Source organism: Saccharibacillus sp. O23, from assembly GCF_002205895.1.
GTDB lineage: Bacteria > Bacillota > Bacilli > Paenibacillales > Paenibacillaceae > Saccharibacillus.
In genome coordinates this window covers 96133-116974 of the sequence record NZ_NJDE01000014.1, presented here as the reverse complement: position 1 = coordinate 116974, position 20842 = coordinate 96133, and the positions used below count along the sequence as shown (strand labels likewise).

The window sequence follows — 20842 nt, the reverse complement described above, 5'->3', positions numbered from 1 at the left end:
GTGTATCACAAGCACGGTCTTTTTCGCCGCGCGTCGTTTACGAAATTCGCGATCCGGCTTAACACACTTCATACACGGGCTGCCTACAATGGCAGAGGCATGGCTTTTCCGGCCGCTTTGCGTTTACAAACCGGCCGGAATCTTTACGCAATCTTTTACATATTCGCAAGCGGACGATCCCCCAAGCTTCCATCCGAATTTCGATCAAAGGAGTGTTCCCATGAATCTGAAACGCCGCAAAAAAGTCAAACAAAAGAAAATCCGACGCTTGATTTTAAGCCTCGCCGGAGCGTCGCTCGCCTCCGGTCTGCTGTCGCTGAATCCGAACGCCGCTCCGGCCGCTGCCGCCGCTGCCGATCCGTCGCCTTCGCTGCGAACGATCATCGAAAATATGCAGGGCGAGATTCACTGGGAATCCGGGACCGGCCGCATCGCGTTCCGATCGGACACGCTGAGCGGATCGCTGCATATCGGGCAAACCTCCATGACCCTGAACGGGCAGCAGCTGACATTGGATTCCGCTCCTCGAGTAAAAGAAGGCCGCGCGTACGTGTCCGAATCTACGCTGAAGCTTCTGCTCGATGCGGCGGCATCCGCGCAGAATAAAACGGGCTTCTCGCTTGTTGCTTCCTTCGCTATGCCGTCGGGCAAAGCCGAGATCGCATCGTCCACTCCCGACGGACAACGTCTGATCGTGACCGAAGCGGACGCGGGCAGTATCGCCGTGCTGGATATCTCCGACGTCAAACGGACTTCCCTGCTGAAGTCGGTCAGCTTCAAGGCGCTGTCGCAGGCCGCCGAAGTGACCAGCGTCGCGGCGACGCCGGACGGCAAATACGCGCTGGCGGTAATCCGGACCGGCGATACGATGCAGGCGGCGAATCCCGGCATTCTGGCCGTGGTCGATCTGTCGAGCTATACCGTTGCCAAGACCTACGAGCTCGGCATCGGGCCGGATTCGATCGCCGTGTCGAAAGACGGGCGTTACGCCGTCATCGCGATCGAAGACGAAGAGCTTGACCCGGAGACGGAAGAATTCGATTATCCGAACGCCGAACGTCCGGGCAGCATCGCGGTGATGGAATTCGACGGAGGCGACGCGTTAAAAGGCAAGTTGACCGATCTTCCCGTCGACCTGTCCGGCGTTCGGGGCGCCGTCTATCCGCACGAGCCGCAGCCGGAATACGTCGCGATCAACGAAGCCGGCACGACGGCGGCCGTAACGCTGCAAGAAAACAACGTGATCGCGCTGGTCGATCTCCCGAGTAAAACGATTACCGAAATGTTCGCGCTCGGCACGACGAAACACGCCGCCGATCTCCGAGACGACGGGCGGGTCGCGTTCGCGGACACCATGACCGGGCGCTTCGAACCGGACGGCATCGCGTTCTCTCCGGACGGACAATACGTGATTACGGCGAATGAAGGCGACCTGGGCAAAAACGAATTCGACGACGGCGTCAAAGCGGGCGGCCGAAATATCGCGGTGTGGGATCTGAACGGCAAAAAGATCTACGACAGCCTGAATCTGATCGACGAAGCCGCCGCCGAAGCGGGCATCTACCCGGAAGGCCGCAGCCCGAACAAAGGAAGCGAAGTCGAAAACCTCACCGTGTCCACCGTAGGAGGACGACCTCTATTGGCGGTCGCCGCCGAGCGGGCCGATGCCGTCTTATTCTTCGATCTGACCGACGCGGCCAAGCCGGCCTATCTGGGGTTGATCCGGACCGCGGGCGAATCGCCGGAAGGCATCCACCGCGTCAACGGCCGCGACCTGTTCGTCAGCGCGGACGAAGGTACGGGAACGATCAGTTTCTATGCGCCGGATTTGAAGACAGGCAAATAAAGAATCGCGAAAAAAAGACGCTTCGACCGCCGCAAAGCAGCCGAAGCGTCTTTTTTGCTGCAGGGCAGGTTGCGATGACGATCAAGCCGCGCAGCTCGGCCTTATCGACTCGCTTGCCGACTGCCGCTGACGAAAAATCAACGCAGACTCGCTTTTTGCCTGATTTTGGGGCTGCACGGCGAGCGACGCGGCTTTACTCCGGTTCCGATTCGGACGAAGCCGATTCGACCGCGAGATCGGACAAACCGTATACCCGCTTCTCCAGCTTCTTTTTGTCCTGTTCGAGCGCTTTGCGCACTTGTTCGGCCAGACGCAGGTCGCCGCGATAATCGGCTTGGAGCTTCTCGAGACGGGCGATCTCCGAATCGAGATGGCCGATCCGTTCGTTCTCGGCCGCGACCACGTAGCGTTCGCCTTGTCCCCATTCGCCGTCGGTCCGCAGCGCTTCGTCGGCCATGCGCTCAAGCAGGCGTTCCTGTTTGCGCCGCAGATCGATCAGCGTCACGCCGGAAGCCGCATAGTTCAGCGTATATTTGACCAGACCGGCGAAGCCTTGTCCCCGCTCCTGACGGGACGATTGGGCATCGCCGATCCGCCGCTGATTGTCTCCGTACTCCGCCAGCAGCCGATCGAACGATTCGGAAATATGCGGAAGCTGCATGCTGCTGACCCGCAGCTTGTCCGCCAGCGCGCCGCGGATATCGGCGATCCGCTGCTGCGAAGCGCTTCGTTCGCTCCGCGCGGTCTCGAGCTGCTGCGCGCAGCTTGCCGATTCCCGTTCGTCGTACGCGATCCGCGCATCCTGCTCGGCGATCTTGTTCAGCAGTTCTTCGTATTCGGCCGCGCGGGCGCGCCAGAGCGCGAGCAGCGGTTCGTAGTCCGCTTCCAGCGCGTCTTCGGATACCAGTTCCGGCAGGAAGAGCTGCGCGAGCAGCAGCGGCAGACGTCTGCGCTGCGGATTCAGGCTGCGGTAGAGCGCGCGCGGATCGCTTGCCGTACCGCCGGGCAGCATTTGAAGAAAGGCCGGACTGCCCGAGGCCGCCAGAAAGCCGGCACGGCGCCCGTACAGCTCGCGCAGGCTTCCGAAGCCGAGCAGCCCTTCCGCCGACGAGACCAGCGTCATCGCGGTCTCGTAGTAGGCGAAGCCCTGCTGCCGCTCCAGCGCCGCGAGCAGCAGCTTCGCGCCGCCGGGCCGCGGCGGCTCGGCCGGCTGCGCGGCAGCCGGCTCTTCCGCGCCGACTTCGTCCGGCGCGGGGGCCGAAGCCGCATGAGGCGCGGCTTCGTCGGCGGCGAAGGCGGCCCCTTCGCTCGGGCCGCCCAGCTCTTCGGCCGCCGCAAGCTCCGGCGGCGGCCCGAATTCCGGCGCGCGGTCGGCCGGCGAAGCGGCCTCGAAGCGCCAACCGTCCGAGCCGCCCGTTTCCGCTTGATCCAGCGGTCCGGGCGGCAGTTCTTCCGGCGCGCGCAGCGAGCGCGCCTGCTCCGCCTCCGCTGCGGGAACCTCGTTCTCCCGCAGCTCCGGCAGGTCTCGGATCAGCGGCTCGATCCGCCGCATGTATTCGTCCCAATCCGCCTGCGAAGCGGCGTCGAGCATCCGGCCGAGCGCCTGCGTCAACGAGCGGATCTGGTAATCGAGCAGCGCTTCCAATTCGCCGGAATCCGGATGCTCGTCGCGGTACAGCGCATACGCGCGATCGTCTTTCGCCGCGTCTTCTTCGATCCGCTGCACGATGTCGCCCGCGAACTCTTCCAATTCGGCGGCCGTCGTCAGCGTCGTTCCGCGCAGTTTGGCTCTTTTGGCCAATTCCAGCAGAATGCCGAGCCGAAGTTCGTCGTCGTTCCAGTCGCGGTAAGCCAGCGCTTTCTCTTCCAACTGCCGCGCGAAACGCTCGGGTTCCCGTTTGATCCAATCGCGCAGTTTCGACACGAGCACTTCCTGAACCGCCGTATCGCAGCAGAGCACGTACATCAATCTGAGTTCGTCTCCGCGCAATTTGCATAAGGCTTGAGCAAAAGTATGTCCATACATCTCCAGCACCTCTTTTCGCCGATATCGTCGTATGTCCATGATAACCTCACGCATAGGGTTTCTTCAAATAGGCGGCTGCAAAAAAGTCCGTTCGGCCGCCTTTTTCTTCCCTTTTTCGCATGCGGGAACGCGATGCCCGCGCGCCGTTCCATTTTTCTATAGTGAATTTTTCATATCCTGATTTTATATTCGGTTTCTGTTTTTTAACGCTTGACCTTTCCTTTTTCGGCGTCTATAATCCAGAATCAACGAAACATTCGGCTTTGACCGAAGACAAGATTCCCGGCTGGCCCCGCCCAGAGAGAGAAGCGTTTGCTGAGAGCTTCTTCGGAGAGCGGCCCGGAATTACCCCTTCGCAGCCGCGAACGCGAACGTCGCATCGTGCCCGTCCTGAGTGGACCCGGCACGTCGGCCGGTAGCTTTCGCCGCCTGATCCCCGTTAACGGATTCCAAGTAAGGGTCGCGGCGTGCAGCCGAAGCGTGTTCGCTTCGGGCCGTGACCGAATGAGGGTGGAACCACGAGCCGAGCGCACTCGTCCCTTTCCGGGGAGAGTGCGCTTTTTGCCGTCTCCGGAAGAGATTCTGCGCTCGCCAACTCACTACGCTTGGAGGAAATCATCATGTCTCAATCCTTTAACGACCGTTCCGTATCCGCCGCTCCTGCTTCTTCCGATCGCCGCGAAAACGAATCCGTGCAGCTTCGTCTGCCGAACGGCGACGTCCGTTCGGTCCGTCCGGGTACTCCGCTGCTCGAGATCGCCCGTTCTCTCGGCACTTCCGTCGGCAAAAACGCCGTCGCCGCAAGGTTGGACGGCCGTCTCGTCGATCTGAGCGAAGCCGCGCGGGAAGACTCGTCTCTCGATCTTCTGCTGGCCGGCGACGCAGACAGCCTGCCGATCTACCGGCTAAGCGCCGCCCATCTGCTCGCTCAAGCCGTCAAACGGCTGTTCGGCGGCGTGGACGGTTCCGACGCGAAGCTCGGGATCGGCCTGGCGACGAAAGACGGATTTTATTACGACTTCGAACTGCCGTCCGCCCTTTCCGCCGAAGATCTGCCCGCGATCGAAAAAGAGATGCGGCGAATCGCCGAAGAAAATCTGCCGATCCGCCGCCGGATGATGAACCGCGACGAAGCTTTGGATTTTTACCGCGAACGTAACGAACCGTACAAGATCGAGATGATCGAAGACGCGCCGGAACACGAAGACTTCTCGCTGTATGAACAAGGCGAATTCGTCGATCTGGACCGCGGCCCGCATTTGCCGTCGACAGGCCGTCTCAAAGTCTTCAAGCTGCTGAGCGTCGCCGGCGCTTACTGGCGGGGCGATTCGAACCGTCCGGTGCTTCAGCGCATCTACGGCGCGGCGTTCCCCCGCAAAGAGCAGCTCGAGGAACATCTGCTCCTGCTGGAAGAAGCGAAGAAACGCGATCACCGCAAACTGGGCCGCGAGCTGAAACTGTTCATGTTTTCCGAAGAAGCGCCGGGTATGCCGTTCTATCTGCCGAACGGCATGACGCTGCGGACGGAGTTGGAGAACTTCTCGCGCGGCGTACAGCTTCGCGGCGGTTACGACGAGGTGCGTTCGCCGCTGATGATGAACCGCCGCTTGTGGGAAGCTTCCGGCCACTGGGACCATTACAAAGACAACATGTATTTCTCCGAAGTGGACGACGAAGCATTCGCGCTCAAACCGATGAACTGCCCGGGCCATATGCTGATGTACAAAAACGAACTCCGTTCTTACCGCGATCTGCCGATCCGCATGATGGAATTCGGACAGGTGCACCGGCACGAATATTCGGGCGCGCTCAGCGGCATGATGCGGGTGCGGACTTTCTGCCAAGACGACGCGCATCTGTTCGTTCTGCCGAATCAGATCGAAGACGAGATCGGGAAAGTCATGGACTTGATCGACGGCATGTACCGCGTCTTCGGCTTCGACTATCGGATCGAATTGTCGACTCGTCCCGAAGATTCGATGGGTTCGGAAGAACTGTGGAACAAAGCGGAAAACGCGCTGCGAAACGTACTCGAAGAACGCGGCGCGGATTACCGGCTGAACGAAGGCGACGGCGCGTTCTACGGGCCGAAGATCGATTATCACGTGCTGGACGCGCTCGGACGGAGCTGGCAGTGCGGCACGATCCAACTCGATTTCCAGATGCCCGAGAAGTTCGATCTGACTTACGTCGGCGAAGACGGCGCCAAACACCGTCCGGTCGTGATCCATCGCGCGATCTACGGCTCGATCGACCGTTTCCTCGGCATCTTGATCGAGCATTATGCCGGAGCTTTCCCGCTCTGGCTGGCTCCGTCGCAAGTTCGCGTGCTGCCGGTCAGCGCGCATTACGACGATTACGCGTTCGAAGTCCGGCGCATGCTGCGCGAAGCGGGCCTGCGGGCCGAAGCGGACATTAGCGGCAACAAGTTGGGATACAAGATGCGGGCAGCTCAGCAGGACAAAGTTCCGTACATCTTCGTCGTCGGGCAAAAAGAGCAGGAATCCGGCAGCGTGAACGTGCGTCGATACGATAGCGAAGAGCAGGTCTTGACTCCGCTGGACGAGATGATCGCGAGGTTGGACGAAGAAGTTGGGGCACGGCGTTAAAGTTTCGCTCTCTGCTTCCGGCTTCTGAAATACGAATACGCCATGAAAGAAGCCTCCCCTAAAGGAAGGCTTCTTTCTGCTCTTTTTCTATGCTTTTCCGAAGTCTGTCCGAATCAGGGCTTTTTGCGCGAAACGAACACTTGGATCGACCCGTCCAGTTCTTCGCGAGCCGCTTTGAACTCGGCCGCGGTCGAGCCTTTTTCGTAGACCGATTCCGCTTTGCGGATCGCGCGGCGTAGGTCGCCGAACGCCGACTGCGGCGTCTGACCGGAACGGATGCCGGCCGGAAGCTCCATCAGCGTCCAAGCATAATCGATACGGTTCTGCAATTGAACTTTATCGTTCTGCACGGGAGTCGGAGCCGGCGTCGTATCTTTTTTTAGCTCGTCGAGCAGTTCGTAATACCGGCGTTCCAGGTCGTCCTTGATCATTTCGACCATATTATAGTTGTAACCGGCGGACGCCGACTGCTCCAGCAGCGAAGCAGATCGTTCGAACAGAGCAAGCGAAGTTTCGTGTCCGTCCGTTCCGCCCGGCGTATTCGCTAATTGCGATTGTATGCCGGTCCGATATCTGTTCACCGTATCCTGATAGGATTGCGCTTTGTACGTTTCGGTATCATCCAACTTTACGACGGCGTTCAAATATATTTTGTAACCGTCCACATGTTCTTGATTCGTGGTCGCGTTCGTGTTATCCCAATATGCTTGCGTATCCAACACGAGTTGGAACAGAGCGCGATCCTGCGGGTCCAGATTATCGATGTTTTCCTTGGCCACGTTATAATACAAAATGTAATATAAGGTCGCCAGACTTTTCGTCACGTTCTGTTTATCCAGATAACGATCCATGTAAGCATTCAGTCTCTGATCATAATTCTGCGCGACTTGGGCCAACAACGCCGCGGAAGAATTCGGATCAAGCGCGACCTCGTACGCCTGCTTCTCGACCGCGATCAGATCGTAATATTCGTACGAATCGGGATTGTAACTGTACGAGCCGGTGATGCCGAACACGCGGTCTTTTTTTCCATTGATCCGGGCCAGATCGAGCCGCAGCGGATCGTTCAGGAATGACGGCGAGATGGCGGTTTGCGAAGTCGAAACGTTTTCGGCAGCCTGCATGGCGGACGGCTGGAAGCCGAAACCTCCCAAGCTGACGGCCACGGCAAGAGCGGCGGCGGAGACGCGAACGAACGGTTTCTTTGTGGGCATGATCGATGAATTCCTCCTTGGGATGTACGGGAATAAGATGCTGCGAAACGGACGACGTTCATCGACGACTATGCGCGCGACGCTTATGTAATAGGTCGATTGGCGTACAATTTCTTATATAAACGGTATGCTTGCTTAGCGACACCCTAAAAAGCCCCATATTCGAAATAACTTGGCGCATCGGCTTATCGATTCCGCTGCCATGCCGCAATCGGACGTACTCGTCCGCCGCCGCACAACGAAAAAACTTCCTTATCCGCCGAGAAAAACCGGGATAAGGAAGTCTTATGGAAAGTATCCGATGCTTAACGCTTACGCGTTGCGCTTCGCTTTGAAATCGGTAATCGCTTTGGCCAGATCCGCCCGCGCTTGCGTCAGAGGTTCGACCGTTTTGGCGGTTTCGAGCGCCCGTTCGGCTTTGTGCAGATCGCGTCTCAGCGTGCCTACGGCCGACGGCGGATACTGCCCTTTCTCTTTGCCGGTCGTCGATTCGAGCAGCGGCTCCGCTTGGAGCAGCGCTTCGGCCAACGTCAGTCCTTCCGTCAGCGCGGCATACGTCGTTTCTACGCCGAGTTTTGCGGCATCCAACGCATTTTTGCCCGCGGAACGGTCGATCGCTTCTTTTAAAGCCTGCGCGGAAACGGCATAGGCTTTCTGAAGCTTATCCGTTTTCTTGGCATAGCTGCCCGCGCTTTCCATCCGGGCGTTGATATTCGCTTCATATTGGTTCAACACGGCCGAATAGTCGGCCGGCTGGTACGGTTGAAGATCGTTGGCTTCCGAGACGCGAAGCAGGAAATACTTGTACGCCGACAGCGCGCCGGCTTTCGACGAATCGGCGGCAAGCTTGTTCTGCGCTTCCTGAACGCCGAGCAGCACGAGCTTTCCGGCCGAGTCGAGTTGACTTTCGTTTCGCCCGTTCAGCGTATCCGACTTGGATTGAGCCAATACTTTCGACACTGCGTTAGCGCCGCCGATCGCTTTATCGTTGTAACGGTCGATCGCTTCTTCCAATTTGCGCGACGTCGCGAATACGCGGTCCGCCGGCGCATTCGGATCGTTGGACACTTCGACCGCGCGATTCCGCACTTCCACTAACTTGGCATATTCTTTCTCCGACGAAGCGAGCGCGAAGCGTTTGACCGTTTCCATGCTCATTCCTTCGAGCGCGGTCAGCGCCGAACGCGACGTTCCCGCCGAAGTCTTTTTCGGATCGGCTGATATTACTGGCTGCACGACTTGAGCATCGCCTTTTTTCGCGGCCGGCGCCGAAGCCGCTACCGCGCGGGCCGCGATCGGCACGCTTGCGGCGTTCGTCGACGTCGTAACCGAACTCGGAATTTTCCCTTGCGTCGATTCCGCTTGAGGCTCGGACGATCCGTCCGCAAACACGCTCGGCAGCGCATAAACGCCGCCCGCCGCTACAGCCGTTGCCAGCACCGCGGCCGACCACTTCATCTTGCCCTTGCCCGACGGTCCGTTTTTCATGATGAATGCCTCCTTGGTATGTACGCAGTTAGGATCTTAAGTCCTTTAAACCAAAAAAGCCCCTCCGAATCGTAAAAAAGCCCCCATTTTCAGAAAGCCTTGAAAATTTATCATTCGGTTTTGACTTTCGCCAACAGCTCGCCGTAACGTCGAAGCTGCGCTTCGGAAGCCGCTAAGCGATTTTTTTCGAACAACGGAACGCATTTCGCGAACATGTCCCGATCGTTGATCGCGATCGCCACGTCCAATCCGTCCAGCAGCCGGTCATGCCCTTTGTCCCATGCGTTTCTCGCGAAAAAGTATAAAGCCATTTGGTAACAAACGTTCTCGTACCGATTGAGCAGATTGTTTCTCGGATAACGTCCTTCTTCTTCTAACGCGCGCTCGAACTGTTTTTCGAAGCGATCCAGAATCCCGTCGACGTCCCAACCGTGCCGGTTCGCCGCTTTTACCAAGAAAAAAAGGCTGACCAGCGTCTCGGGCGGATCGTTCTCGAGAATGCCGACGCAGCGTCTTATCGTCTCTTCGGCTTCGCGACCGATCAGCAGTTTGAGATGCGTCTCGTTCTGGCGGGCGTATTGGGCGAACTTGGCAATCTGGGTATGGGCAAAATCGTCCTGATTCGGAAACCAGCTCAAGTCCGCGTAAGCTTGAATCGATGCCAACGCTTCGTCCAACTGCCCTTTGCGAAACTGAACGTTCTCCATGCTCAGGTACGAATAACCGTAATACACGACCAGCGGCTTGACCAATCCCAGATCCGGATACATGCCTTTCTCCAGAAAATAAGCCGTTTGCTCTTTATGCAATCGATGCGCGAATTCGCCGAGTTCCAGCGCGTAATATTCGGCTTTGTTTATTTTGCCCAGCGTCAGATACACGTCGTACAGCCGCATGATTCCGTCGATCCGGTAACGGTCGGGCAGTTTGTCGCAGAACGGCTCGAATTCGATCGCCGCGCAGAGATTCCGCTCGTTGTCTTCGCCGATCGCGGCGACGAACAGCCGGTATTGGCTGACCGCAAGCCGCTGCGACTGATGGTACTTCTCGCCTCGCACCACCCGCCGGTAGAAAATAAGCGACTGCCTCTTCCTGCCCCGCGCATAGAGATCTTCCGCCAATTCGAATACATGCTCAAGCTGGCGAGGATCTTCCATCCAACGTTCCAATACGGCTTCGACGCAGTCCGTCCGATCCAGTTCGGCGCAGCGGACCAGAAACGGTTCGACGCGCCGCCGATTCGGTTTCCCGCCGAAAAAACATTCCTCCGCGTAGCATTCGAACATCCAGTCCGGCGGTTTTGCCAACCCTTCTCCGATCTTCTCCAACTGATTCAACGAGATCGGCTTAGGCGAATCCGTTCTCAAGATCGCGCTGAAAATGCCTCTGTTGACCCCCGAACGCACGCTGAATTCCGCAAGCGTCATGCCGCTTGCGGCGATCCCTTTTTCGATTTCGTTACGCAGTAGGGTCGTTCCTTGCATGTTTGGCATTTCTTCCCTTGCCCCTTTTCTTTTTTCCTTTTTCTTTTTTCCGTTTCGTAGTCTTTGCAACATCCGCACCCTCATGAACGTCCGAAAAGCAAGGTTCGTTACGCTCTCACTATTAAGGAGGATTTCCATATGAAGATTATCGGCACTAAAATCGGCTTAACCTTACTCTTGTCTCTTCCCCTGCTCATCGCGGGATGCGAGGAACATCAAACGGTCTCGGACACGCGTTCTTCCGAACCGTCCGCTGCGTCGCAGACCGTGCAGCAAGAAGCCGCAAACCGAACGACGAAGATGCGCGAGCTCGCGTGGAACAGCATTTCCGCAGCCTCGCAAGAAACCGTGAAGATCGATTGGAAACAGGCGGAAGTCGCGGAAATCCGCGGCGACCAGGTTCCGTTTCCGCTGATGGATTCGATGGCGGAACAAGAAGAAATTCCGGATCGGCTGGTGCAAGTTACCTTCCCGACCACGCAGGATATGATGCTCGGCGAAATTGTCGTTTATCTCGATTCGACGAGCGGCGAGAAGATCGGGCTGGCTCCGAGAAAATAAGCGTTCGATAAAATTTCTCAAATGGACAAAAAAAACCATTTATTATTATCTTGTTCCAGTAGTATAATGACTGAGGGATGCATTTGGAATTTTTGTCCTAAAAAATATAATTATTAGAGGAGGATTTACTATGGCTTATCCGATTTCCGATTTCACCGCTCAGAACATCGGCGAGAATTCCAGCGCGGAACGACGCGACGGCATGACCGTCAACTCCGAAGTCTCGATCAACGGCTCTTCGAATCTGTACGACATGGTTAAATTCAACGGCAACGGCTGCGTTTACAGCATTACGCTAACCGGTTCTCCGGGGACCTACGATTACGTGCTGAACGTCGATGCGCAAGGGCCGTCGGGCTTCGGATCGGGTTCGGGCTATCTGGCCTTTACCGACAAGAGCGGCGACACGTATAAGCTCAGCATCTACAGCAGCACGCGGTCGGTACATACCGTTCGCTACAACAGCCAGCAGCCGGAGATCGTGAAGATTCAATGGAGCGACAATTCGATCGACGATTGAAGCTTTTTGGCCGAAGAACTCGCGACGGATCACTGGCAATTCCCACAGATGAACGAGAGGTCTATGACTTGACGGGTGCATGAAGGATTCGTTACGGATCACAAAGAACCCTGCCCTTCGCGTGAAGGAGCAGGGTTCTTGTTCGGCTTTAAAAGATAACTTCACTTATTCGTTTCCTCGTTCTTCTGCTCGTCTTCGTCATGATGCGACTCGGCCTGCGACAGCACCGAACCCGCCAGCGACTTCGACTGCTTCTCGGCTTCTTTGTCGTGCAGCACTTTGGATGCGAGCTTCGTCATTTTCTTGGAAGAATGCTTGCCGTCATGGTTGTCGGACATGGCTCTCACCTCCCGTGGGTTATAAGGAAGCAGTAACCGGAATGGAGGACGGGGAAACAGGAAGTTGGTAACAAAAATCATTTCAAATCCCCAAATATATCTCCCGCTTCGTCTCTTCTTCCAAATACAACTTTAACCGCTCCACCTCATGCCGCCGGTTCTTGAACCATTCCTGCGACCAGATCCGGTAGATCTTCCAGCCTAGTCCTTCCAATACCTGCTGCCGCAGGCGATCCCGGTCTCTTGCGACCTTGGAGCTATGATAATTGGCTCCGTCGCATTCGATGCCGATCAGATATTTGGTCTTGTCATCGGGATCAACGATCCCCAGATCGATCCGATAGCCGGAACAGCCGACCTGCGTATCGACGGAGTACCCCATATCGGTGAGTACCTGATACACGTCTTCTTCGAATGGAGAGTCGAATTCGGGAATCCCGCCTGCTCCGCGAATCATCGGCTGGTATCCGTACATGACGTTTTGCATATACTGCTTCAGATGCTTCAAGCCCGAGTTGCCGTCCACCTTAGCCTCCGGCAGATCGTCCGGCGTAATAGAACTGACCAGCTTCATATGATACTTCGCCCGGGTCACAGCCACGTTCAGTCTTCGCTCGCCTTTGGCTTTGGATAACGGTCCGAAGTTGTAGTAGATCGATCCGTCGGCGGCCCGTCCGTATCCGACGCTTAGGAAGATGACATCGCGTTCGTCGCCCTGCACATTTTCCAAACTTTTCACGAAGAACTCTTCGCGCGAGCCTTCTTGGAAGTACTGCTCGAACTCCGGCTGCTGACGGCGCATAATCTGCAGTTCTTCTTCGATCGCAGCAGCCTGCTTCTGGCTGAACGCGATAACGCCGAGCGATTGATGGCCGTGATCCCGATAATGTTCGAACACCAGCTCGGCGACTCTGCGAGCTTCCGGTCGGTTGGTGCTGCTGCCTCCGCGGTCGTAGATGCCGTCTTGGACATGCACGAAGTCGGTACCCAGATAGTTTCCGTTATCCGCACTCGGGAAAGTGACTAGATTATTATAGTAGAAAGCTTCGTTGGAGAACGTGATCAGCGACTCGTGCTTGCTCCGATAATGCCAACGCAAATCCAGCGGAGGCAGGATGTTGGCGCATTCGTCCAGAATACTCTCGTAATTCACTTCCTCTTCCTGCTCTTCGTCCGTATCATAATCTTCTTCGATGCCGCTGCTCTGGAAAAAATTCGTCGGCGGCAGCTGCTTCGTATCGCCGACGATAATGACCTGCTTGCCCCGAATCATGGCTCCGATCGCGTCTTCCGAGAAAATCTGGGACGCTTCATCGAAGATGACCAGATCGAATTTGATTTTGTGCGCATCGATATATTGACTGACCGACAGCGGACTCATCAGGAAGCAAGGTTTGAGCGACTGAACGAAATCCGCCGATCCTTGCATCAGTTGACGAATCGGAATATGCCGCTTTTTCTTACCGATTTCATGCAGTACCAGCTGCTTTTCGCGCAGGAAGGCGGGAGCGGATAAAGCATGTGCCCTTTCGCTTTCCAGCTTCTCTTTAATCCGAATCACGTTCAGATTCTGGCTGCCGCCGTCCAATTTGCGGAACTGCTTCAGATCTTCGCTCGCTTGATGCGCGTCAAACTCCGCCAGCAGATCTTCCTGCTCGTATACGCGGTCGAGCCACTGTTTGAACATCCTTTTCTGGAACAGATCTTTCAGCGAATATTCGCTGCTCTCGCGCATAGCCTGATCGACAAAATCTCTCAGCCCGCTCTCGTACGCCTGCTTTTGCAGATTACGATAACGAATCCAGCTCTCCATCAGCTCCAAATGCGGCAGTCTGGAATTCGCATAGCCATTTAGCATTTCCCAAGTGAGGTCGGCTTCGGATTGCTCTTTAAAAGCTGCGGAAAGATCAAACTGTGCGCTGAAACGGCTCGTCATGTCTGTTAAAACCGTCTTCGATTGTCGAATATTTTCGGTCAGTCCCTGCAAGAGCGGTTTATTTTCTATACCTTCTGCGCAAACAAACTGAAGTAGCGGATTTAACGCAGTATCTTCGCCCAACAGTTCTTTCCATTCTTCAGTCCATGCGAGCGCATCGAAGATCAACGGCCAATCTGTCGAAAATCCTTGAATGCGTGAACCGAATATCTGCTGCAAATGCTCCATTTGATCTTCCAACGCCGATTGCTGCCGCTGAACCTGCAACGCCAGTTCCAGTTTAGCCTGCAGTTCGCCAAAGTCGGCAAAGGAAAGTTTGACCGTAGATCGAATCGACAAGTATGCGGTACGCCAACGCTGCATGCTGCTTATAAATCCGTTTAGACGTTCGCCTATCCGTGTCAAAGATCGATTCATTACGTGAATGCTTTCTTGGTCTTGCATGACGATCGGAATCTCGGTATCCAGCGTTTGAATAGAACGTTCCATAGTATGAACGTACTGTTCAAGAGACTTTTGCCGTTCACGGTAATCTTCGGTATTATCAATCGCAAACTGCGCGATTCGGGTCGGAATCATGATGTTCTCCGTATGAAGGCGCCCGATTTCTTCTAACGCCTCCTGCAAATCTTCCCAAGGCGTATCTTCTCCTTGAAATGCTTTGCCGAACGTATGGCGATAGTACGCTTCTTTGTCTTTCAGCGAATTTTGCAGCTCACGGAAAGACTGCAGCCCGACTAAATCCTCCATCAGTTCACGATATCGAGGCTCCCCGTAACCGATACGTAAATCGACAATCGGCTTTATTCGTGAAATCAAAGATTGAATATTCCCGCTATCTTCCAACAAACGCGAGATCATCTGATCCAAGTTCCAACTTTCTAATTCTGGAGCGAGCGAAGCGTTCCAGATCTGCGGGAAAGACGTCTTCAAACCTAACAGACAGCGGATCAAAGCTTCCGAATTCCGCTTAAGCTGCCGATAGCGGCTTAACAGTTCTTCCGTTCTTCCCGAAGGAGACACAAGAAGTTCTTGAAGAGCCGAAGAGATCGGTTTGCCCTGATGCCAATCCACGATTTTTTCGGTCGTCGCGATCGAATGTTCGATAGCCTTCCAATCCGAACGAAGTCCCAGATAATGACGTCCCATCAAGGCAGCCCAATGCGATTCCTGTTTCTTTAATTGCGAACGGTAATTCAATGTCCGCCTGATAGCGCGAATATCTTTTAAGAAAGCCTGAAAATCCAGTTTCTTCGATTCTTTAAGCTGTGCGGAGAGCCAACGCGCATCTTTGCGGTATCCTCCGCCTAACGCCCGTTTAACCGGAGATTGATATTCGTTCAAGCAGCGATTGTGCATCTGCTCGATTCGCTCTTCCAGCCCCGGCTCATCCAGCAGTTCATCTACATAGACAGCAAGCAGTTCTTGGCGATCTTTTTCGAACTTCTCGAGCAACTCTTTGGTGTTCTCCAGTTCTTGACGTACTTGGCGGCTGTGCGAGGAATCGAACCATTCGCGTTCCGGCTGCGGATTCACGGCCACAAGTTCCATGATTCGGCTTAGTCGTTGGACGTCGGATGCCCGCGTCAGTTCGAGCTGGAACAATTCTTCGAACTCGATCTTAAGCTCACCCCACTGCTTGTACCATCCGAATAACTCTTCCGATGTCGTCAGAATTTGAGTCCGGTTATCGTACAGCGTTTCTCGAAGCAGCGAGTAGTCCGGGCTTGCAAAAATTTGAACGCCTGCGGTGCTCTCGTTAATCTGTTCGATCAGTGTTCCCGCGTCTTGCTCGATAAAAGAAGTTTCGTACGCCGAAAGCAGCTGCTGCCGCATCTGCGACATCCGTTCATGATCGCTTTTCGCCAAGTGGGCCTGTTGGGTCGTGGTATTCCAACTGCTTTTGACAAACCACGCGAATGCCGGCTGTGCTTTTAGATTAAAAAGCTTCATATAGCGCGATAGTCGGCGGTAATCGTTTAAGCTCGACACCTCCTGCTGCCCGGCCGCTTTGGCCGTATCGTCAAACAGTCGAAGTTGCTCCCTTACACGTCCGAAGTTTTCCGCCGCCTGTTCAATCTTTTCGGCCTGATCGTCCAGAACGTTTAAACGGTCTTTTTCCGGAACCTGATTGAGGAAATTCGAATCGCCGAAAAGAGTTCCTCGCAAGTCTTGCAAAGGCAGTGCCAAAATCTGTTCGTCGAAACTTTGAAGCAATTCGCCGCGCAGCGCAAAAAATTCACCTACCTGTTCTTGATGCTCCCGTGCTTCACGCATCAGTTCCGAAACGTCCAGCGAAGTTAACCATGATTGCGGAGGACGAGGCGAAACGGAAGCCAATTCCAGAATGGAAACGATCCGGTCCAATTCTTCCGTCCGAGAAACTCGAAGTCCCGTCTCTACAGAAAGGGTTTCCGCAAGAGCAAGAGCATTTCGGGTGATTTCGGCCGTATGCTGAAGCAATTTTTGGACGTTGGCCTGCAGCTCAAACGAAAACCGACCTGCCGACAAAGCTTCCCAAGGTCGCAAGTCTTCCTGCAAAGTTTGATTCCGGTAACGATCCAGATCGGCCAGCAGGCGATAAATTTCTTCCAAGTTCTGATCCGCAGAAAGATGTACGGCCGATAAAATTTCGGGAATATCTTTTAACGGGTTAAGCAGCCCTTGCACTTCGTAGACGCTTTTTCCGTAGGGTTGACGTACTTCGTGCAATTTTTCCGAATACGTATTCAGACGGTCGCGCAAATAATTCATCTGCTGATAGATTTCTTCCGGGACCTTTTTAGCTGCAGGCGGCTTGTTAATCGTATCCGCAAGCGAATCGAGCACCTGACGTTTGCCCGCTTTATGACTGTGCATTTCCAGACAGAATTCGCCTAGTCCCCGTTCTTCGAGACGGTCTTTAACGACGTTTAGAGCCGCCATTTTTTCGCTGACGAACAGAACTTTTTTACTTGCTGCCAAGCATTCCGCGACAATATTCGTGATCGTCTGGCTTTTCCCTGTTCCCGGCGGGCCTTGAAGAACGAAGCTCATACCTTTCTTGGCTGCGATAATCGCGCGCTGCTGACTGGAATCGGCATCGACGACATTGAAGTTTTGTTCGGCCGGGACTTCTTTATCCATGCGGCTTTCCGAAGGGATAAGACCCGCATCGAAGTTCTGTCTGATTGTGTCTTCTCCGGCGGTGCCGACAATCTCGCGAATTAGAGGATGACTCTCGAGCAGACCGCGATATTGCTCAAGATCTTTATACATGACCAATTTGTTGAAAGAGAACAACGACAAATAACAGTCCTCTTCAACTGCCCAATCCTGCAAATTTTCGATTTTATCGTATACTTGTTCAAAAATATCCGTAAAATCCGGGTTATCCGCTTCGAAGATCAGATCGCTTAATGTCAATCCGAACTGTTCTTCCAGCACATGATTCATGAACGGATTCACGATCATTTCCTGTTCATAAATATTCATCGTAAAAGGAGAATTAGCGGAGGCCTTCTTGATCATTACCGGAAGCAGAAGCAGAGGCGCACTGCTCGTTTGCGCAGAGTTGGTTCCTGTGCCAGGTTTCCATTTCAATAGGCCGAAAGTAAGGTAAGCGATGTTTATGCCCTGCTCGTTCATTGCGGTACGCGCACTATTGCGAAGTTTAGTCAAAGCCTTCTTCAATTCGTTATATTGCTCATTGATCCGATTCTGAATGTTACGTTCCCAATCTTCCTGATGCTTTCGTCTTTGCGTAGGACTCATCTTATCGCTTTCAGCCGAAGTGATCTCGTAAGTCTTGCTTTGCAGCCGCCGAACTTCTTCAAGAAAAGGCGTTTCCAATTCTTCGAGATTCAAATACTGCTCGTCCTGCAGCTGCTCGGCAAGCCAAGAAAGGTTTTCCAACAGTCTTAAGCTGTTTGTTTTTTTCGGTTTGAAATTGAGCAAAGGATTTCTTCCGCTGATATCGATTAAATCCGATTTCCATTTCTCGATTTTCTTGTCCATCTTCTGCTTGGCTTCTGTCGTATTCATCTGTACAACACCTTCCATTAGACCCTGATAATTGCCATTATACCCCTCCTTTAGTCATTGGTCACTTGGTATTTTAGAACCTGTCATTTCTCCGCATTATTGCGACTTATCACATAGATTTTCCCCGTCACCCACTCGCCCCGATACTTTTCCGCAAGATCCAGATCTTTCTCCCGCGCCAGCAGCACGACTTCTTTCCGCAACTCCTTGTCCGCTTTCTCTTCTTCCGGCGTGTGCTGCGAGATCGTACCTTTGTACACCTGATAACCCGACACGAAAAAAAGCGGGCAGGTCGCGATCGTATCGGTCTGCACGAATACCGCGATAATGAAGACGATCATCAGCAGCGAAACGGCGAAGTTGGTGATCGACGAGTAATCGAGCGCAAGACGCGGAAGCAGCAGGGTCATCAGGAAAAACGTATAATCGCTCGCCGGCAGTTTTTCGAAACGCCGAACCGCGTAGCTTAGACCGCCGCTTGCCGAATGAACCTTTTTTCCGACATCATGCAGCAGCCCTACGATGACCAGACGGTACAGCAGCAGCGAACCGCCCAATACGGCTAACAGGAAACACGCTTCCGCGATCCAAAGACGCCCTCCGAACATCTCCGACAACCGTTCCTCCCGAATCGCCTGCGGCAGCAGATCGTTACGATACAGAAACCCGCCGATCATCAGCATCAACAACGGTGCATAGGCGGTCGTCCAGAGGATGATCGGTTCTTTTTTGCTCCACATTCCCGAAACGCCTCCTTCATACGTCCGTATCCGCCCGCTGCTCGGCACTCTCGATAGAGTCGGTCAGGCCGAATTCTTTCGTCAAAAAGGATTGGACGATTTTGTTCCCGAAAAAGCGCAGCAGCACCGTGGGACGGCTTCCTTCGGGATAGATCACCTGCTCTTTGTCCAAGTCCAGAAAATCGTATAGCTCCCATAGCGGCGCGTAAACTTGACGGTATTCGCTTTCACGATCTGCACGGGTCGGAATGCCGTTTCGGATCATGCGTAATTCGCTGCAGCGTTCTTTGAAGTTCTGCTCCAACGCATCCATTTGCTCCTCGCCTATTTGCGCTACCGTTCTTGTATGGAAAAAAGCCGCGCAATCGTGCTTAAAGCGCTCTTTATCGGCTGCTGCGATCGCAAAAAAGGGCATATTCGTGAGCGTGTCGAGATTGCGATCCCGGGCTTGAACGATATGATCGCGGTAATCGAACACATATTCAAACGACTGAAGCCGGGAGATGTACAGCTCGTTTTCGAACAAAATAAATTCGATCTTCCCGCCCAATTCGATCAATTCTTCGGAAGCCTCCGTCAGTTCGTTCGAGCTGCCGAAAGCCCACTTTTTGCGGGACGCGCTTTGTTTGGGTATGCGGTAGAAAAAGAAATACAGTCGATGACCGTCAACTTCCAGTTGAACGACTTGGAACTCCGTATTTTTCGTTTCCAGCAGGCTGTCCGGGTGCGCCAGTGCTTGAAGAAGACGTTTTTTGCGTTCATACGGGATTCCGATCGTTTCGTCCAATGCCAGTCGAGCTAACCGGTCATGCTTTTGGACTTCCAAATGGTAATCGCCCACCGCGAATCTCCGGGTTCCGTCCGATTCCGCAATTTGCAGCGCACGGGTCTCGCGAAGGATCTGCTGCTTGAGCCATGCGCTCAGACTTTCGGACAGGGAGAGCGATTTGGCGCGATAATAACGATCGGCTTCTTTTTGCTTGCGTACAAGGGAAAAAGCCACGTTGATTTCACGCAGCTCTTCAGGAGCGGATAGACGGCTGATTTTAGTCAGCGGATGCTTCGGGTCGTTGATCGCTAAGCTCATGGATAGGCTGGCTCCTTTGGCAAAAAGTTAGGCAAGCATCCTGCTTGACGAAGAATCTACTTCTATTCTTCCTGCTGATCATGCTTGGAATTTCAGAATGCTGCACCCAACGCTATGCCTACTGCCATGCCGATCGGAAGCCCCAAAGCAATATTGTCCATCATCAATCCGAACAAAAGACCGAACGAAGTACCAAGCGCGATCCCGATGCCCATCGACTGCTCTTTCGTTTTCATCGTCGCACCCTCCTTTTTCCATTTTCTTTTTATTACGCCTCCCGATCAATTCCGTTTCGCGAAATAGATCCACAGTACGTAGAACAAAATCACCATGAACAGCAGAGCCCCCAAAAGCGCAAAGAACACCGCCGCATCCAAAAATCCCGCAATCACCGTCGCTACGCCCAACGCGGCAAACATCGCCAACGCCGTCATGGAAGCCGTTTTTTGAATAATCAGGCTGAACCGTTCGTCGTTTTCTTCGATATGCATCTTTTTAAGCGCGGCGTCGCTCCTGGAGCCTCTGATGTTTTGTACCAGGAATCCCAAAATGACCAGCTCCAGCCCGAAGAAAATGCCTTGGTGGAACCCTTTCGTGAAGCTGTTCAGAATCGGCAGTTCCGAGCGGTAGAGCATAAAGCCCGTATAGATCAATGCTACCCCTACCGCCAATACGGCCAATAGGCGAATACGGGTCCGTACCTTTTGCTGAAATGTATCCATAAGCTATTCCTCCACTTCGCTGAAATCAAATACCTCTTCGATCGTCAGTCCGAAAAAGCGAGCGATCTTGTAAGCCAACACCAAAGACGCCGTATACTTGCCGACTTCGAGCGACGTGATCGTTTGCCGGGTTACGCCGACGGCCAGTCCCAATTCCTCTTGCGACAGCTTCCGCTGCTTCCGCAATTCCGGGATACGCGTTTTCAACCGTACTCCTCCCTTACACTTGCAATGTCTGCTTTGCAAAT

The 20842-nt window shown here is 54.2% G+C and carries 15 protein-coding genes; 4 read left to right on the top strand and 11 right to left on the bottom strand.

All coding sequences use genetic code 11. The features are described 5' to 3' along the window. Positions 1 to 220: 220 nt before the first annotated feature. On the top strand, positions 221 to 1846 hold the full coding sequence (locus tag CDO73_RS17605; RefSeq protein ID WP_088489841.1) for a choice-of-anchor I domain-containing protein: 1626 nt from the start codon (positions 221 to 223) through the stop codon (positions 1844 to 1846). Positions 1847 to 2039: 193 nt separating this feature from the next. Here the strand turns inward: CDO73_RS17605 and CDO73_RS17600 are convergent, their stop codons facing one another. After that, positions 2040 to 3872, bottom strand: a complete 1833-nt coding sequence (locus CDO73_RS17600; RefSeq protein WP_088489840.1) for a coiled-coil domain-containing protein — start codon at positions 3870 to 3872, stop codon at positions 2040 to 2042. A gap of 620 nt (positions 3873 to 4492) precedes the next feature. Here CDO73_RS17600 and thrS point away from each other — a divergent pair. Further along, a complete protein-coding gene (thrS, locus tag CDO73_RS17595; protein WP_088489839.1) occupies positions 4493 to 6481 on the top strand; it encodes a threonine--tRNA ligase in 1989 nt (662 codons plus the stop codon). A 113-nt stretch (positions 6482 to 6594) separates the two neighbouring features. On the opposite strand, the gene CDO73_RS17590 is transcribed toward thrS, so the two are convergent. The 3 genes from CDO73_RS17590 to CDO73_RS17580 form a co-directional block, all read right to left on the bottom strand. After that, positions 6595 to 7695 carry a hypothetical protein gene (locus tag CDO73_RS17590; protein ID WP_088489838.1) on the bottom strand — a complete coding sequence of 367 codons (1101 nt, stop codon included), beginning with the start codon at positions 7693 to 7695 and terminating at the stop codon, positions 6595 to 6597. 312 nt (positions 7696 to 8007) lie between these two features. After that, on the bottom strand, positions 8008 to 9183 hold the full coding sequence (locus CDO73_RS17585; protein ID WP_088489837.1) for a hypothetical protein: 1176 nt from the start codon (positions 9181 to 9183) through the stop codon (positions 8008 to 8010). A 110-nt stretch (positions 9184 to 9293) separates the two neighbouring features. Beyond that, positions 9294 to 10676 carry a DNA-binding protein gene (locus CDO73_RS17580; RefSeq protein WP_143536149.1) on the bottom strand — a complete coding sequence of 461 codons (1383 nt, stop codon included), beginning with the start codon at positions 10674 to 10676 and terminating at the stop codon, positions 9294 to 9296. A 129-nt stretch (positions 10677 to 10805) separates the two neighbouring features. Between CDO73_RS17580 and CDO73_RS17575 the strand changes: the two genes are divergently transcribed. Both CDO73_RS17575 and CDO73_RS17570 read left to right on the top strand, forming a co-directional pair. After that, on the top strand, positions 10806 to 11228 hold the full coding sequence (locus tag CDO73_RS17575; RefSeq protein WP_088489835.1) for a hypothetical protein: 423 nt from the start codon (positions 10806 to 10808) through the stop codon (positions 11226 to 11228). Between the two features lie 130 nt (positions 11229 to 11358). Continuing rightward, positions 11359 to 11748 (top strand): hypothetical protein, encoded by a 390-nt coding sequence (locus tag CDO73_RS17570; protein ID WP_088489834.1) that lies wholly within the window; start codon positions 11359 to 11361, stop codon positions 11746 to 11748. Between the two features lie 161 nt (positions 11749 to 11909). Here the strand turns inward: CDO73_RS17570 and CDO73_RS26815 are convergent, their stop codons facing one another. The 7 genes from CDO73_RS26815 to CDO73_RS17545 all read right to left on the bottom strand — a co-directional run bounded on the left by CDO73_RS26815 (position 11910) and on the right by CDO73_RS17545 (position 20801). Then, positions 11910 to 12086: a hypothetical protein gene (locus tag CDO73_RS26815; protein WP_179218731.1), complete on the bottom strand. Its 177-nt coding sequence runs from the start codon at positions 12084 to 12086 to the stop codon at positions 11910 to 11912. Positions 12087 to 12168: 82 nt separating this feature from the next. Further along, positions 12169 to 18045, bottom strand: a complete 5877-nt coding sequence (locus CDO73_RS17565) for a DUF4011 domain-containing protein (protein WP_179218735.1) — start codon at positions 18043 to 18045, stop codon at positions 12169 to 12171. A gap of 83 nt (positions 18046 to 18128) precedes the next feature. Then, entirely contained in the window at positions 18129 to 18785 is a 657-nt protein-coding gene (locus CDO73_RS17560; protein ID WP_088489832.1) for a hypothetical protein, read from the bottom strand. 16 nt (positions 18786 to 18801) lie between these two features. Next, complete coding sequence (locus tag CDO73_RS17555) at positions 18802 to 19872, bottom strand: Kiwa anti-phage protein KwaB-like domain-containing protein (protein ID WP_088489831.1); 1071 nt, start codon at positions 19870 to 19872, stop codon at positions 18802 to 18804. A gap of 92 nt (positions 19873 to 19964) precedes the next feature. Then, positions 19965 to 20108 (bottom strand): glycine zipper domain-containing protein, encoded by a 144-nt coding sequence (locus tag CDO73_RS26810; RefSeq protein WP_179218734.1) that lies wholly within the window; start codon positions 20106 to 20108, stop codon positions 19965 to 19967. 45 nt (positions 20109 to 20153) lie between these two features. After that, the gene (locus tag CDO73_RS17550) at positions 20154 to 20594 is read right to left on the bottom strand and encodes a hypothetical protein (RefSeq protein WP_143536148.1); all 441 of its coding nucleotides are present in this window, start codon (positions 20592 to 20594) and stop codon (positions 20154 to 20156) included. A 3-nt stretch (positions 20595 to 20597) separates the two neighbouring features. Further along, positions 20598 to 20801, bottom strand: a complete 204-nt coding sequence (locus CDO73_RS17545; RefSeq protein ID WP_088489829.1) for a helix-turn-helix transcriptional regulator — start codon at positions 20799 to 20801, stop codon at positions 20598 to 20600. Positions 20802 to 20842: the final 41 nt, after the last annotated feature.

Bases quoted from the DNA above. Each gene is read 5' to 3' on its own strand.
- CDO73_RS17605 (WP_088489841.1), top strand. From the start codon at position 221: ATGAATCTGAAACGCCGCAAAAAAGTCAAACAAAAGAAAATCCGACGC.
- CDO73_RS17600 (WP_088489840.1), bottom strand. From the start codon at position 3,872: ATGTATGGACATACTTTTGCTCAAGCCTTATGCAAATTGCGCGGAGAC.
- thrS (WP_088489839.1), top strand. From the start codon at position 4,493: ATGTCTCAATCCTTTAACGACCGTTCCGTATCCGCCGCTCCTGCTTCT.
- CDO73_RS17590 (WP_088489838.1), bottom strand. From the start codon at position 7,695: ATGCCCACAAAGAAACCGTTCGTTCGCGTCTCCGCCGCCGCTCTTGCC.
- CDO73_RS17585 (WP_088489837.1), bottom strand. From the start codon at position 9,183: ATGAAAAACGGACCGTCGGGCAAGGGCAAGATGAAGTGGTCGGCCGCG.
- CDO73_RS17580 (WP_143536149.1), bottom strand. From the start codon at position 10,676: ATGCCAAACATGCAAGGAACGACCCTACTGCGTAACGAAATCGAAAAA.
- CDO73_RS17575 (WP_088489835.1), top strand. From the start codon at position 10,806: ATGAAGATTATCGGCACTAAAATCGGCTTAACCTTACTCTTGTCTCTT.
- CDO73_RS17570 (WP_088489834.1), top strand. From the start codon at position 11,359: ATGGCTTATCCGATTTCCGATTTCACCGCTCAGAACATCGGCGAGAAT.
- CDO73_RS26815 (WP_179218731.1), bottom strand. From the start codon at position 12,086: ATGTCCGACAACCATGACGGCAAGCATTCTTCCAAGAAAATGACGAAG.
- CDO73_RS17565 (WP_179218735.1), bottom strand. From the start codon at position 18,045: ATGAATACGACAGAAGCCAAGCAGAAGATGGACAAGAAAATCGAGAAA.
- CDO73_RS17560 (WP_088489832.1), bottom strand. From the start codon at position 18,785: ATGTGGAGCAAAAAAGAACCGATCATCCTCTGGACGACCGCCTATGCA.
- CDO73_RS17555 (WP_088489831.1), bottom strand. From the start codon at position 19,872: ATGAGCTTAGCGATCAACGACCCGAAGCATCCGCTGACTAAAATCAGC.
- CDO73_RS26810 (WP_179218734.1), bottom strand. From the start codon at position 20,108: ATGAAAACGAAAGAGCAGTCGATGGGCATCGGGATCGCGCTTGGTACT.
- CDO73_RS17550 (WP_143536148.1), bottom strand. From the start codon at position 20,594: ATGGATACATTTCAGCAAAAGGTACGGACCCGTATTCGCCTATTGGCC.